Origin of the sequence: Blautia sp. TM10-2 (assembly GCF_003480845.1) — a bacterium.
GTDB classification, from domain to species: Bacteria; Bacillota; Clostridia; order Lachnospirales; family Lachnospiraceae; genus Fusicatenibacter; species Fusicatenibacter saccharivorans.
Genome location: NZ_QUJZ01000013.1, coordinates 29,838 through 42,959, shown reverse-complemented (window position 1 = coordinate 42,959; position 13,122 = coordinate 29,838). Strand labels below are relative to the sequence as shown.

Sequence of the window (13,122 nt, the reverse complement as noted above, 5' to 3'; positions counted from 1 at the left end):
AAGAAAAAATCTGGAAAATAAAAATACAAGGGGAGTAAACATGCGAAAGAGCTGGAAATGGGCGCTCTGTCTTGGCGTAGTGTCGTTGCTGCTGCTGGGCGGCTGCGGAAAAGAAAAGGCGGAACCAGTGGATCTGGTGCTGGTAACCGACGGCAGTGAGGTAGCTTCCGATGCCGTGTATCAGTCAGCATGGAACGGTCTTGCGCAGTATGGAGACGAGAGCGGTCTGAAATATGAAGCAAGTGTTCCGGCAGGACGGACAACAGAGGACTATGAAAACACCATCAAAGAGGCGGCGCAGAAGGGAGCATCCGTTATCGTCTGTGCCGGAACGAGCATGAGCCGCGCCGTTTACGATGCACAGCGCGACTGGAAGGATGTCCGTTTTCTGCTGCTGGAGGCAGAACCGGTCAGTGAGAGCGGCCGCAGCCGTCTCCGCGGAAATACAGAAAGCCTGGAAATTGATGTATCAGAGGCCGGCTACCTGGCAGGATATGCGGCAGTACAGGCCGGCTACACGCACCTGGGCTATATCGGACAGAAAAACGAAGAGAACGGAACAAAGTACGGGACAGGTTATGCACTCGGTGCAGAGGCGGCCGCTGCGGATCTGGGACTTGGAGAAAACAGCATCACGCTGGATTATACGTATCGGAAAAGCAGCAGCGTATCACCGTCGTATTTGGAAAAAATCAAAAGCTGGTATGGTGAGGGCGGACAGATTCTCTTCTCGGACGGTGCATCGTATCAGAATGTACTTGGCGCAGCAGCATCTGCGGCAGGCGGAGCACTGATCGCAAACGGCGGCGTGGAGGAGTACGCCAATGCCGTGTTGAAAGTACGTCTGGATTATGGAACTGCAGTTTACAATGCGTTAAAAGAAATGAAACAAAAGGATTTTGAAGGCGGGAAAATTGTAACGCGCGGCGTGGCCGATCAGGAAATCAGTCTGGAATGGAATCAGGATGCGGTGCCGTACTTTACAGAGGATCAGTACCGGGCACTCTGTGCGAAATTCTCCGCAGAGGACTTTTCAATCCCTGACGGCGATGCGCTTTCCTCGCCGGATCAATACAAATTGAGTTGTGTGAGTGTACAGAAGGTAAAATAACATGTATCGTTACTGTTCACGAATTGTTTACAAAAAGTCGGGATATTTTTCCTTGCATCCATTTGTGAATTGTGATATTATGTAAAAGAATTGGGAAAAATATTTCAAAATTGTTACAGAATAATTGAATTTCTAAGAAACAGGGAAACCTGAAACAAAGAAACCTACATACAACGAATCAATTTGGGAGTGAAAGAATGAGAAAAAAATTTCTTGCCTTAAGTTTAGCAGTGATCGTAAGTGCAGCTCAGGTAATGACAGTAAGCGCCTCGAAACAGGAGCAGTTACAGCAGCAGCAGGCAGCACAGGCAGAGACCAGCGCACAGCTTGACAACGCAAAAGCAGAAATCGACGATCTGGAAACCAAAAAGAATCAGATTACCGGCGAGATTGATGACCTGGACGCACAGCTTGTTGTAACCATGGCATCCGTGGAAAATCTGAAAAATGAAATTGCAGAGAAACAGACAGAAATTGAAACAACACAGGAAAAACTGGCACAGTCCCAGGCTGAAGAGGACGAGCAGTACGAGCTGATGAAAAAACGAATCCAGTTCCTCTATGAGAGCGGCGGAGACAACGGCTGGGCAGCACTTCTTCTGGAGGGAAAAGATTTAAGCAGCATTCTCAACCAGGCTGAGTACACCCAGAAGTTATACAAATACGACAGAGAGTGCCTGCAGGAGTACATGGATCTTGTACAGCAGGTAACAGACTACAGCAATCAGCTTGCAGATGAAAAAGCAGATCTCGAAGCCAGTGAGGCAGAGCAGGAAGCACAGCAGCAGTCCCTTGAGGCAATGCTTGAGCAGAAAAAAGCCGTTTCCGATGACTACGAAAACCAGATCGCAGACCTGAACGACATGGCTGCACAGTACAACGCAGTACTGGCAGAGCAGAACGCAAAGATCCAGCAGATCCAGGAGGAGATTGCAGCCGAAGAGGCAGCAAGAAAAGCCGAAGAGGCCCGTCAGGCAGCAGAAGCAGCCGAGGCAGCCCGCCAGGCAGAAGCAGCAAGACAGGCAGCAGCAGAAGCAGCCGCAAGCAGTGCTGCAAATAATACAACAACGGCAGACAACACACCGTCCAGCACAGGAAGCTCCACCACGACAACAACACCGTCTAACGGAGGAAGCTCTTACGATGATTCTTCGTCCAGCGATACCAGCAGCTCGGATGATTCCAGCAGCTCCAGCAGCACCGGAAGCGCAACCGGAAGTGCCATCGTATCCTATGCAACACAGTTTATTGGAAATCCATACGTATGGGGCGGCACAAGCCTTACCAACGGAGCTGACTGCTCTGGTTTTATCATGAGCGTTTACGCACACTTCGGATACGACCTTCCGCATTCCTCCAGTGCACTGCGTGGTGTAGGACGCGGTGTATCTTATGCAGAGGCTCAGCCGGGCGATATTATCTGCTACAGCGGCCACGTAGCCATCTACATCGGCGGCGGTGCAATCGTACACGCAAGCAATGAGCGCGACGGTATCAAGATCAGCAGCAACGCAGCGTATACCACGATTCTTGCGGTAAGACGTGTGGTTTAAAAAAGAATTACATAGTAAGAATTTTCAGATCCCGGGAGAGAAAAATCCCGGGATCTTTTGCGTTTTGCTTAAAATTGAGTGCATTCGCGTTAAAACTGTGATATACTAAAGCACATCGGAGATACAAGGGCGTATTGACCAACAGAAGGTCAGTATGCCCTTTTGCTTGTTAGGAAGAAGGGAGAATCGTTATGAAACTGGAAAATTATTTTCGTCGTTTCGGTATTCGGAACGGATCTGGTGCGGAAAGTAGCGTCAGTGCTGTCCATCTGCATTATCGCCGGTCTGCTGATCGTCTACGTCCCGAACATCATCGCCGGAGCCGGAAAGATCGGCGATACTGTAAACGCCATGAAAACCGCAGACCTCCCATTCGGCAAAGCCCTGTACGCCGCATTCCTCTACGGAACCTTCCAGCTTGCCAATGTCGCAGTCTTCGTCCAGCATGCCAAATCCTTCGAAAAACCGCAGGATGCCGGAAAGAGCATGGCAGTCGGTGCCGTATTAAATGCCCTTCTGATGATCATGGTCGTCCTCGGAATCATGACCGTATACCAGAACCCGGAAATGATCCAGCAGAGCGTCCCGACATTATTTATGGTTCAGCAGGGCGTCGGCAGTAAATTCATGACACCGCTGATTTCCGTACTGATCATCCTCGGTGCCGTATCCACAGCCGTCAACATGGTTGCCGCCATGGTCAAACGAATCCACGCCGGTCTCGCTGAACGAAGCAGCAGAACAGAAACCGCAGGCAAAATCAGCCGCACCCAGATCCTTGCCGCGCTTGTCTGCTGCATCGCGGACTTCCTTATCGCACAGTTTGGTCTGCTGACGCTGATCCAGAAGGTGTACAGCATCCTGGCATACCTGGCAATCCCGGTCATCTTGGTGCCGTACGTGGTGCACATGGCGGTGATGCGGTTTGATACGAAAAAATAGAAAAGAACAATAAAAAATTTGTAACAAAAATTTACACCGCAGAAAGAGAGATTTGCTTCTGGAGAATGGAAGTATTTCGCAGACAGCAGAAAAAAGAAGATTCATGCAGAGCAGATGTGAGTCATAAAGAAATGACATGCGTCTGCCTTTTTTCTGTGCGTCTGGCAGAGTATGTGTCGGTGACAAAGCAGAAAACAGGAACTCTTCTTTGGGACTCGATTGTGCCGTCAAAATATGGTATACTGCAAAAAGGATCAAAAAGCGGATATTGATATTTCACGGGAGGGGAAGAAGATGAAAAATGCACCGGCTTATGTGAAGGTTTACAGCAGACTGAAAAACGAGATCAATAAGGGAACATATCCTGTCGGGGGATTTCTGCCGAAGGAGTGTGAACTGGAGAAAATCTATCAGGTCAGCCGTACTACGGTACGGAATGCAGTAAAGATGCTGGTGCAGGAGGGACTGGTTGAGGTTCGCCAGGGTTCTGGAACGAGGGTGCTGAATCATAAGGCAATTCAGAATTATAACAAGGTCACATCGGTCACGGAATCCCTGATGAAAAAAGGATATCGGGTAACGACGTCAGATATGATGATCGACATCATTTCGGCGGACAAACAGCTCGCCGATGAACTGGAAATTCCGGAGGGAACCAGCGTGGCGAGGATTCAGCGGCTGCAGCTTGCGGATGAAGAGCCTGTTACGCTGATGGAAAATTATATCGAATATGCGAAAGTCCCTGGCATCGAGGCGTATGAGAATCAGTTTGTAGCGCTGTATCAGTTTCTGGAGGAGAAATTCGGCTTGCAGATTGATGAGACACGAGACAGAATTTCAGCGAAATCCGCGACCTTTATGGAAGCCCAGGTTCTGAAAACGGAGCCGAAGGATGCGCTTCTTGTGGTGCACAGAGTCACCTACTGGCAGAACCGGCCGGTGAGCATTGACCACGTGCGGATCATCGGAAGCAAGTACGAGGTGGAGATTTCGGGAAAAGGACGGAGTAAATGAGCGATGAGACAGAAGAACAGAAGAAACTGATGCGGCAGATTGATATCAGCTGTGTACAGGCATTTCATACAATGGATGAAATTGATGCGATGGTGGAGCTGGCAAAGAAATATCGTCTGGCTGCTGTGTTTACCTTGCCGGCGTTCAGCGCCCATGTGGCAGAACGGCTGCAGGACACCAGAGAAATCCATGCGGGAGGCGTGGTAAGCTTTCCGGGCGGCGGAGATACGACCGGACAGAAGAAGCGGCAGGCAAAAGAACTGTGGGAGGCTGGCTGCCGGGAAATCGACATGGTGATGAATCTTACGGCATTCAGAAGCCACGAATTTTCTTATGTAAAAGAAGAACTTCTGGCCATCCGGGAGCAGGTGCCTTCGGCGATTTTTAAGGTGATCATCGAGGCACCGCAGCTGACGGAGCAGGAAATCTGCCAGGCAGTGGATCTGTGTGTGGAAGGCCGTGCGGATTATGTAAAGACGAGCACCGGATGGTATCCCGGCTGTCCTTCCACCGTGGAGCAGGTTCGAATCATGAGCCGTGAAGCCGCCGGTCGCATTCAGATCAAGGCCGCCGGTGGAATCCGCAGTCTGGAAACTATACAGGAAATGCAGAAAGCCGGCTGTAGCCGTTTCGGTATGGGAATGCGGTCGGTACAGAATTTGATAAAAAGTATCTATAAGTAATCTATTGTGCAAAAGCTATAAAAAAGTCACGGAATATTCTACGATATTCCGTGACTTTTCTGTTGAATTAGTAACCTATTAGTGATATATTCGAATCATAGGAATCGATAAATCATTAACAATCTGAAAGGAGAGCAAAAGATATGAAAGGTTATGCAATGCTGAAAATCGGTGAATCCGGATGGATCGAGAAAGAACGCCCGAAATGCGGGCCGATGGATGCCATTTGCCGTCCACTGGCAGTTGCCATCTGCACATCAGATGTCCACACTTTATGGGAAGGGGCCATCGGTGACCGTCATAACATGATTCTGGGCCATGAGTGCTGTGCAGAGGTTGTGGAAGTCGGAGAGCTCGTAAAAGATTTCAAACCGGGAGACCGGGTTCTTGTGCCGGCCATCACTCCGGACTGGAATTCTCTGGAAGCACAGGCTGGTTATTCCATGCACTCCGGCGGAATGCTGGCAGGCTGGAAATTCTCCAACTTCAAAGATGGTGTCTTTTCTGAATTCTTTCATGTAAATGATGCCGATGGAAACCTTGCGCTGCTTCCGAAAAACATCAATGTTGTCGACGCGTGCATGCTTTCCGATATGGTGCCGACCGGATTCCACGGCGTAGAGCTTGCCGATGTACAGTTTGGTGATACAGTTCTTGTCATCGGAATCGGACCAGTTGGTCTGATGTCGGTAGCCGGAACGAATATGCGCGGCGCATCGAGAATCATTGCTGTCGGAACGAGACCGGTCTGCGTAGAAGCGGCAAAAAAATACGGCGCAACGGATTTTGTCAGCTACAAGAACGGACCGATTTTCCAGCAGGTACTTGATATGACAGATGGAAAAGGTGTTGATAAAGTAGTCATCGCCGGCGGTGGTGTAGAAACCTTTGCAGAAGCAGTAAAATGCCTGAAACCGGGCGGAAAGATCGGAAATGTAAACTATCTTGGATCCGGTGACAACATTGATATTCCGCGTGTAGAGTGGGGCGTTGGAATGGGTCACAAACAGATTAACGGAGGCCTGATGCCTGGCGGAAGACTCCGCATGGAAAAACTGGGAGCTCTTGTTTCGGCAGGCAAGCTGGATGTCAGCCCGCTGTCCACACATGTGTTTGATGGATGGGATCATCTGGAAGAAGCACTGTTCCTCATGAGAGATAAACCGAAGGATTTAATCAAACCAGTCGTTAAATTGGCTGACTGATGATTTGAAAATTTGACTGAAAAAGGAAACGTATGAAAATATTGATCGTATCCGGCTTTTTGGGCGCGGGAAAAACAACATTTATCAAACGGCTGGCCAGGAACGTCGATCAGCGGTTTGCCATACTGGAAAATGAATATGGAGCCGCAGGAATCGACGGCGCACGTCTTGGCCAGAACCGGCAAGGAACGCAGAAAAATGTATGGGAAATGACAGAGCAGTGCATCTGCTGCATCGGGAAAAAGGATTTTGCAGCATCCGTGCTGACCATTGCCAATGTGGTAGACCCGGAATACCTGATCGTAGAACCGACAGGCGTCGGAAGTCTCGCCCGGATTATAGAAAATCTGCGTCAGATCGAGTACGAGAGAATTCAGCTTCTCTCGCCGGTCACTATTGTGGATGTTTACAGTTACCGCCGCTATATGGCGGAATATCCCGAGCTGTATCAGGATCAGATCCGAAGCGCGGATACGATCATTGTTTCCAAAACAGAAGCATGCCAGGCGGAAGAAAAACAGCGCATCCAGAAATTTCTGCAGGAAATTAACCCGCAGGCAAAAATCATCACGGATTATGCATCCACGATGACACGGGAAGATTACCAGAGCCTGCTGCTGGGCGGCCGATATGAGAAAGAAGTACAGGATACGCAGAGCGGCGAAAAGATGCCGGAGACCTTCTCCTTCGAAAATATCCGAATGGAGGCACCGGAAACCCTGTGGTGTTTTCTGGAACAGATCATTCGCGGAGCGTTTGGAAATATCATCCGTGCAAAAGGACAGTTCGCAGCCGGAGACCAGTTTCTCCAATTTGATGTCGCCGATCACCGCTACAGCATCACCGGCACAGAACAGAAAAACGCCGGCCAGGCTGTGTTTATCGGAAACGATATGAACGAAGATGCGATCCGGCAGTATTTTAAGAAATGCGCCGGAAACCAGAAAATGAAATATGCTGCCCGTCATGTATCATAAAGTAAATAGGAAAAAGAGATTGCGGAGTCCTGCCAAAACAGGGTTTCGCAATTTTGGTTTTTACAGAAAGATTCAACTGAAAAACGAAGGATAGGCAAAAACGAAAAATTACGCTAAAATAAACATACAAGTATTTCAAATAAAACAAAAGAAAAATCAGGGGGATCTGATATGGAGGAACAGAAAAGAAGACGGGAAAGAAAATCAGCGGCATACTGGTTGAGCAAAAGCTCGATTTTATATCCGATCTGTATCTTGTATGTGATGTATGTGAAACAGGTTGAGGTATATATTACAGAATGTTCCGTCCATATTTCGTCGGGGACAATGCTTTTTGCCTATGCGCTGTGCCTGATTTTGTGGCTGGCCTCACCCATTCGAAGCTACTGCGCAGATGGAACTGCAAATGAAGTTTTATTCTATACATTTCCGCCGAGCATACTGATGCTGTTTTTATTTGCCCAATATTCACTGAAAATTGTGTTGTTTCTTGCAGTGCTGGATGGGATATTTCTTGTTACGGTTTTAAGAGATTTACATAGAAAAAAACGAAAATATTCTCCGAAAAAATTCTGGAGATTAAAAAGAAGTGACTTAAACGCATTTCTGTTTGTTTCAGTATGCGTGAGTATGGTACCGACTTGTATGATGATATATTGGAAGCTTGAGTCTCCGTCCGGAGTGGCAGAACTTTACGAACGAAAAAAGGACTATAATCTCGTCCAGAATCAGGAGAACATTTTTCAGGAAAATAAAGAATTTCTGCTGAGCTTAAAGGAGAGCGAATGGAGGCAAAAAACACTGGAAGAAAGAACAATTGCAGCGCAGAAGATGGTACGGCTTGAAACAGAACGACTTGGAATTCCCGAAATTCCGCTGTATGTGAAAGAGACAGGATCATCGAATTGCGTTGCATTATATAATAATGAAGAGAACGAAATATGGTATGCTCCAGAGCATTTAACATCTCAGACAGCAGAAGAATTTTTTACGGGAATTTGCGAAGAATGTTATCATGGAATGGAGTATTATCTGCTGGAGCGAATGGACTGGAATTCGGAAATGGCGAATACTGCTTATTTTGAAGAAATGAGGAAGTGGAAACTAAATGATAATCGCTACATATCTGGACGCGACGAGGGCGATTCGTTTGAAGCATATCAATCACAGCCGCTGGAAGCATCTGCCAAAAAGTATGCCAGTTCCGAAACAGAGGCACTGATTCATTTTATTGCTGTGTACGGCGATGAATAAAAATCTTTTAGGGGGGGGGGAGGGAGAAAAGGAGCGTCGGGAAAAATAAAAAAAATTAGCACTCACCTATTGTTATTGTGACGTTGGTTTTGTCTAGTTTCATATAGTCCCGTAACGCCCTATTTACAAGGGATTCACGGATTTTGAAAATTTGTAGCTGTTCATCAAAAATCGTCATTTTTCAGAAATTTGGGGTCAAAATTGGCGTCAGATAGCACACCAGAGAGAAAAATTAAATATTTTATAGACTATGGAACGTACACTTTTGGCGTTCCTTTTCTATTTCCAGTCGTTCAGAAATGGACGACTTTTTTCATACCCAAAATCGAAAGGAGAAAGAAGAAATATGAATAAGCTAGTAAAGCGATTGCTGACAGGAACGCTTGCTTTTGCAACCATTCTCACGGCATTACCAGTGACGGCGGTTCATGCTTCCGGCAATCAATACTGGACAGAATCAGCAGAACGTGTCGGCTACATTGAACACGTTATGAATGACGGTTCTATCAAATCTACATTCAATGAGGGACACATGAAAGTTGAGGGCGAAACTGCCTACTGTGTGGACATCAATACCAGTTTTAAGAATGGATATAAAACACGTTCTGACGCAAGCACCCGTATGAGTAGCGATCAAATTGCGGACGTTGCTCTTTCCTTAGAGTACGTCAAGCAATATACCGCTTCTCATACGAACTTGAATTACAAACAGGGATACTTGCTGGAACAGTGTGTTGTCTGGCAGAGATTGAGTGAACAGCTCGGCTGGCAGTGCGATAACGTCAGAGCTTCCTATAATGAAATTTCACAGGCGGTACAGAATGAAGTGTACGCTGGTGCGAAAGCATTTGTGAAAGCAAACAAGGGACGTTATGAATGTGGCGGTTACATTTATACTGGCGAAGGACAGGACATCGGACAGTTCTGGGCGAAGTTAAATGTGGGAAATGCAAAGGTCAAAAAGACTTCTTCCAATCCCACGGTCACAGATGGAAATGCCAACTATTCCTTTGAGGGTGCGACATTTGGTGTCTATTCTGATAAGGGCTGTAACAGCCAGCTTGCCACACTTACTGCCGATGGAAACGGCGATACCAAAGAAGTTGAGGTAAAAGCCGGAACAGTTTACATCAAAGAGCTTTCTGCTCCAAAGGGTTACAAGCTGGATTCTATTGTCCATGCCTTAAATGTGGAAGTTGGAAAAACAGCGACATTGACTGTTGCGGATACTCCAAAAGTCACAGAAACTTTGATTGACTTATTTAAAATCGACATGGAAACAGGAAAATCCACTCCGCAGGGAAATGCTTCTTTAGAGGGTGCAGAGTTCACATGGAGCTATTATGACGGCTACTACAATGCAGACAATCTTCCTGCAAAGGCTACCCGTACATGGACAACCAAAACCGTTGCCGAAAAAGACAGTGACGGAACTATCCATTATGTATCCAGACTTGCCGACAGCTACAAAGTATCCGGCGACAGCTTCTATACACAGGACAGTAAAAATGTACTGCCACTTGGTACACTCACTGTCACAGAAACAAAAGCACCAAACGGCTACTTATTAGATGGTGCATATATGCAGGCTGACGGAAGTTCCGAACAGATTAAGGGAACATACCTTACACAGATTTCCGAAGATGGCGAACTTGCCGTACTATCTGGAAGCAACCAGTATTCCGTATCCGACAAGGTTATCCGTGGCGGTGTAAAAATCCAGAAGCGTGACCTTGAAACAAAGGATATCAAAGCACAGGGAAGTGCGACCTTACAGTACACAGAGTTTAACATCATTTCCTTAAATGATAATCCTGTACTGGTTGAGGGAAAATTATATAACAAGAATGAAACCGTAAAGAAGATTCAGACAGGCATTGACGGAATTGCTTCTACTTCTGCTGACCTGCTCCCTTACGGAAATTACAGATTAGAAGAAAGCAAAGCACCAGAGGGCTACTTGACAGACGGTGCAAAAACAATCGACTTTTCTATCACGGAAGATGGAAAAATCGTGGACTTGACCGACAAATCTCATTCTGTCTACAACCAGATTAAACGTGGCGATATTGAGGGTGTAAAAATCGGTGCAGGTACACACAAACGTCTTGCAGGTGTTCCATTCAGAATTACAAGCAAGACAACGGGAGAATCCCATATTGTAGTTACTGACAACAACGGTCAGTTCTCCACTGCTTCAAGCTGGGCTTCCCATAAGGTCAATACTAATGCCGGAAAATCCAGTGAGGACGGTGTATGGTTTGGGACATCTGAACCAGACGACAGCAAAGGTGCATTACTCTATGATACCTATGTGATTGAGGAATTAAAGTGTGATTCCAACGCCGGATTTAAGCTGATTCCAGCTTTTGAGGTAGTCGTATCCAGAAATAAAGTGACCGTAGATTTAGGGACACTGACCGATGAATACGAAAAAGAAATCACAATCCATACCACAGCTACCGACAAGAAAACAGGCGAAAAAATGATTGTTGCCGGAAAAGACATCAAGATCGTGGACAAAGTCACACTTGATGGCTTGGAAGTTGGAACAAAATATAAACTTTCCGGCTGGCAGATGTTAAAGGAAGAAAACGCCGAACTTCTGATTGACGGGAAACGTGTAGACAATGATTACACATTCACTGCTGACAGCGAAAAAATGACGGTTGAGATTACTTACAGTTTTGATGGTTCAGCTCTTGGCGGTAAGAACCTTGTTACATTTGAGGAATTGTACGATATGAGCAATCCGAAAGAGCCTGTCAAGGTTGCCGAACATAAAGACATCAACGATGATGGACAGACGGTTCTTATCACGGAACGTATCATCAAAATCCATACGACTGCTACGGACAAGAACGGCAAGAAAGAAATCGAAGCCGGAAAAGATGTAACGATTGTGGATAAAGTCACATTAGATGGTCTGGAAGTTGGAACAAAATACAAACTTTCCGGCTGGCAGATGTTAAAAGAGGAAAATGCCGAACTTCTGATTGATGGAAAGAAAGTATCCAATGATTATGAGTTCACAGCCGACAGTGAAAAAATGACGGTTGAGATTGCGTTTACCTTTGATGGTTCTTCACTTGGTGGTAAAAACCTTGTTACTTTTGAGGAATTATACGATATGACCAATCCAGACGAACCAAAGAAAGTGACGGAACATAAGGACATCACAGACGATGGACAGACCGTGACAATCAAGGAAGTGCCGGAAGTCCCAGACACACCAAAGGATACCGACACGCCGGATACAGCATCTACGGTTACTAAGACAAGTGACAGTCCAAAAACAGGCGACAATACCAATATCTATGCTTATCTTGCCATGCTCGGTCTTTCCTGCGTAGGGCTTGGCGGTATGCTTTACTTCAAACGCCGTAGAAAAAAATCGTAAGGCAGTAACGTAGCGGTTGGTGGAACGTTCAAGGTCGCCACCCTTTTTGCAACTTCACGCTCCCGTGAAGCACTTGGTTTACGGGAGCGTGAAGTCTACTAGGGGCGTGGGGGGTGTAGCTCCCCACAACGTACAGCAGGAAAGAAACTAAAACAGAAAGAAAAGAGGTCAATTATTTATGGAATTAAGATTTGTCGTACCAAACATGGAAAAGACATTCGGAAACTTGGAGTTTGCCGGAGAAAACACTACGGAACAGCAGAGAATCAATGGGCGTATGGCTGTCATTAACAGGAGCTACAACCTGTATTCCGATGTACAGAGAGCAGATGATGTAGTTGTGACACTTCCTGCCAAAGCTGGCGAAAAACATTTCTTGCCGGAGCAGAAAGTAAAACTTATCAATCCACGTATTACTACCGATGGTTATAAAATCGGGGAACGTGGATTTGTAAATTACATCTTACTTGCAGACGATATGTTACCAGCAGAAAATAAATAAGGGGGTATTTAGATTATGAGATTAGCAAATGGAATCGTCATTGATAAAGAAAAGACTTTCGGAGTGTTGAAGTTCTCCGCATTACGCCGTGAAGTTCATGTACAGAATGAAGATGGCTCGGTCAGTGAGGAAATCAAAGAACGTACCTACGATTTGAAGTGCAACACACAGGGACGTATGATACAGGTGTCAGTTCCGGCGACTATTCCGTTAAAGGATTATGATTATAATGCCGAAGTGGAACTTATCAATCCTGTTGCGGATACAGTGGCAAATGCGAATTATCGTGGTGCAGATGTGGACTGGTATGTAAAGGCAGATGATATTGTTTTGAAAAATAAAGGCACTCATGCCGGAAATCCACAGAACAATGTTTCACAGCAACCGCCGAAGAAATAAGTTTGTAACTAATGGATTTTCATTGTATTGTTCAAATGGGGTTGATATAATATAAAAAAATCAAATCGGAGTTTGAAGCGGA

General features: G+C 46.2%; 11 protein-coding genes. All 11 read left to right on the top strand.

Annotation, left to right across the window (positions count from 1 at the left end; translation table 11 throughout):
• Window positions 1–40: 40 nt before the first annotated feature.
• The 11 genes from DXD92_RS13750 to DXD92_RS13695 all read left to right on the top strand — a co-directional run bounded on the left by DXD92_RS13750 (window position 41) and on the right by DXD92_RS13695 (window position 13,040).
• Complete coding sequence (locus tag DXD92_RS13750; protein ID WP_147398502.1) at window positions 41–1,111, top strand: BMP family ABC transporter substrate-binding protein; 1,071 nt, start codon at window positions 41–43, stop codon at window positions 1,109–1,111.
• Between the two features lie 197 nt (window positions 1,112–1,308).
• Entirely contained in the window at window positions 1,309–2,664 is a 1,356-nt protein-coding gene (locus DXD92_RS13745) for a C40 family peptidase (protein WP_117510092.1), read from the top strand.
• 240 nt (window positions 2,665–2,904) lie between these two features.
• A complete protein-coding gene (locus DXD92_RS13740; RefSeq protein WP_173816457.1) occupies window positions 2,905–3,606 on the top strand; it encodes a hypothetical protein in 702 nt (233 codons plus the stop codon).
• Window positions 3,607–3,900: 294 nt separating this feature from the next.
• Complete coding sequence (locus tag DXD92_RS13730) at window positions 3,901–4,620, top strand: GntR family transcriptional regulator (RefSeq protein ID WP_055220242.1); 720 nt, start codon at window positions 3,901–3,903, stop codon at window positions 4,618–4,620.
• The gene (gene deoC / locus DXD92_RS13725) at window positions 4,617–5,303 is read left to right on the top strand and encodes a deoxyribose-phosphate aldolase (protein WP_055220244.1); all 687 of its coding nucleotides are present in this window, start codon (window positions 4,617–4,619) and stop codon (window positions 5,301–5,303) included. The genes DXD92_RS13730 and deoC overlap by 4 nt, the downstream gene beginning before the upstream one ends.
• A gap of 143 nt (window positions 5,304–5,446) precedes the next feature.
• A complete protein-coding gene (locus DXD92_RS13720; RefSeq protein WP_022461674.1) occupies window positions 5,447–6,508 on the top strand; it encodes an NAD(P)-dependent alcohol dehydrogenase in 1,062 nt (353 codons plus the stop codon).
• A 32-nt stretch (window positions 6,509–6,540) separates the two neighbouring features.
• Entirely contained in the window at window positions 6,541–7,485 is a 945-nt protein-coding gene (locus DXD92_RS13715; RefSeq protein WP_055267686.1) for a CobW family GTP-binding protein, read from the top strand.
• 171 nt (window positions 7,486–7,656) lie between these two features.
• Window positions 7,657–8,739 carry a hypothetical protein gene (locus DXD92_RS13710; RefSeq protein WP_117510090.1) on the top strand — a complete coding sequence of 361 codons (1,083 nt, stop codon included), beginning with the start codon at window positions 7,657–7,659 and terminating at the stop codon, window positions 8,737–8,739.
• Between the two features lie 346 nt (window positions 8,740–9,085).
• Window positions 9,086–12,139, top strand: coding sequence for a VaFE repeat-containing surface-anchored protein (locus DXD92_RS13705; RefSeq protein WP_118640749.1), 3,054 nt, complete (start codon window positions 9,086–9,088; stop codon window positions 12,137–12,139).
• 178 nt (window positions 12,140–12,317) lie between these two features.
• Entirely contained in the window at window positions 12,318–12,641 is a 324-nt protein-coding gene (locus DXD92_RS13700; protein WP_117456838.1) for a YdcP family protein, read from the top strand.
• A 15-nt stretch (window positions 12,642–12,656) separates the two neighbouring features.
• Window positions 12,657–13,040, top strand: coding sequence for a YdcP family protein (locus DXD92_RS13695; protein WP_117456837.1), 384 nt, complete (start codon window positions 12,657–12,659; stop codon window positions 13,038–13,040).
• The last annotated feature ends 82 nt before the right edge of the window (window positions 13,041–13,122 follow it).